The 997-nt window shown below is 42.9% G+C and carries 2 protein-coding genes; both read left to right on the top strand.

From position 1 onward, the window contains the following. Positions 1 to 592 (top strand): DNA methyltransferase (locus tag ACFIKE_RS11385; protein ID WP_375650054.1); only part of this gene is annotated, 592 nt, incomplete at its 5' end. A 73-nt stretch (positions 593 to 665) separates the two neighbouring features. Next, on the top strand, positions 666 to 997 hold a 332-nt coding region (locus tag ACFIKE_RS11390), incomplete at its 3' end, for a DNA methyltransferase (RefSeq protein WP_375650057.1).

Genomic DNA, 997 nt, shown 5'->3' on the forward strand with positions numbered 1-997 from the left:
CCAGCGGGCTTATTTTGGCCAAGTGAAGATGATCTATATAGACCCGCCCTATAATACGGGGAATGATTTTATCTATGATGATGATTTTAAAGACCCATTGGCGCGATATAAGGAAGTGACCAAGCAGACAACGAAGTCAAACCCTGAGACAATGGGGCGGTTTCATACGGCGTGGCTCAATATGATTTATCCGCGCTTGTGTTTGGCACAGACCTTATTGCGTGACGATGGGGTGATATTTATCTCAATAGATGATCACGAGGTGCATAATTTGCGTAAGCTCTGTGATGAAGTGTTTGGCGAAGAGAATTTTGTTGCTCAATTGGTGTGGAGTTTGTCTAGCGGAACGCAAGCAGGGCATTTCACGCGGTCGCATGAATATATTCTTGTTTACGCAAGATATAAGACAGCCTTAAATTATTTTAAAGATTTAGACGGTGGAGTTATCAGTGATAGGGCAGTAAAAAAATCTCGGCTGCAAATCCAGCGAGTGAAGTATTGTTTCCTAAAGGAAGCATTCAATTTGAAGGAACAGATGCAGAGTTTCCTGATGAGTTGGGGGGGTAGAGAAGCAATATGTTGTTGCAGGTAAATTGCGCTTTGAGAATGGCTTATTAGCGGAAGATGTAACGATTAAAGCAGGGTGGGCTATGAGGAACCAGCTTATGTCCTGGCTGGGCGGAAAAGAAACTTTTGATAGTAAGGGACAAAGAGTCACTCGATTTTATTTTAATGCGCAAGGTCGTGTTTGCTATGAAAAAGAAAGAGGTACGGTTCATCCAAAAACAGTGCTGCCTCTGGAGATTGGGAGTACCAAAAAAGGCTCTTCAGAATTGATTCAATTGTTGGGTGCGAAATTGTTGGAGTATCCAAAGCCTACTGCGCTGCTTGAGTATTTAATAAAGAACATTTGCACCAGCGACAACGACATCATTCTCGATTTTTTCGCTGGCTCTAGTACAACAGCGCATGCAGTGATGGCTTTGAATGCCGAAGA

This window comes from Bartonella sp. MU70NMGDW (assembly GCF_042194085.1).
In the GTDB taxonomy this organism is placed as follows: Bacteria; Pseudomonadota; Alphaproteobacteria; order Rhizobiales; family Rhizobiaceae; genus Bartonella; species Bartonella grahamii.